This is a genomic window from Marinobacter sp. (genome assembly GCF_041690455.1).
GTDB lineage: Bacteria > Pseudomonadota > Gammaproteobacteria > Pseudomonadales > Oleiphilaceae > Marinobacter.
Map to the genome: position 1 here is coordinate 1 of NZ_JAWLHI010000015.1, position 1106 is coordinate 1106.

The window sequence follows — 1106 nt, forward strand, 5'->3', positions numbered from 1 at the left end:
GACCCCTTTTTAGAATCCCCGCAAACCCTCGACGATCTGACGCCCCTTGCTACGACAAAGAGGTCGTTCGGCTCTTCAAACGCAAATCCGAACCACCCAACAGTTCAGTTACACCAATCAGATATTAAGGTAACATTATGATTTCAAGAGGATATAAATAATGTCCAATATTTAGGAGTATTGGACATAAGACGGCATTTAACGCCCTGAACTCACCATCAGCAAGACTTCCGCATGAACTCCAAAGCCCGGTTCCCCGGTTTTCCCGTATTCGATACTGCCGAACTCATCCACGAACAGGCAGATCTCGAGCTCTATCCAGACTTGCGTGCCGCTTTGGCTGCCCTGCCAGTTGACCACGATGCGGCTCTTGAAGACTTCCAGATCGCTCACAGATTTCTGGTCAAATACAGTGACGTATCAGGCACTTATAACCGTTTTCGAAGCGAGATTCAGAGGTTTCTGAACTACACCTGGTTGATCGCAAAACGCCACCTCTCCCAGGCGGACACCGACCTTGTAAGCAGTTATTTCTCCTTTATAAAGACGCCACCCGCAGCCTGGGTGTCGCGGGGAATCTACCCAGCCTTTATCGCCAGTGCTGACCTGCGGCGTTTCAATCCCCATTGGCGCCCAATGGCCCTGCGGTCCAAGGACACCAACACGCCCTATTCCGTAACCCAGGCCAGCCTCAACGCCAGTCGCACCGCCTTGCAAACGTTCTTCAAATACCTGGTAAGCCGTGATTACCTGCAGCGAAACCCACTGATGGATGTTCGCAAACGGGATCGGAATGCCAAGCCAAACCTGAACCAGGACCGCGATGCCGAGGTGCGGCGGCTCACGGACTGGCAATGGTCCTATCTGCTGGAAACGCTGACCGAACTGGCCAGTGCCGATGCCAGCTACGAGCGCCATCTTTTCGTAATCGTCACCATGAAAAGCCTGTTCCTCCGGGTCAGCGAACTGGCGCCCCGGCCCGTGGATCGCGGCCAGATGCGGACGCCAACCTTCGGAGACTTCAGGCGAACCATCGTGGATGGCGAGCCCTACTGGGTCTATTCCGTTTTCGGCAAGGGCGACAAGACCCGTCAGGTCACTCTGCC

Annotated in this window: 1 protein-coding gene; it reads left to right on the plus strand. The window is 54.4% G+C overall.

The features are described 5' to 3' along the window. Positions 1-234 precede the first annotated feature (234 nt). A partial coding sequence (locus ACESMW_RS05305) for a site-specific integrase (protein ID WP_372986017.1) occupies positions 235-1106 on the plus strand: 872 nt, incomplete at its 3' end.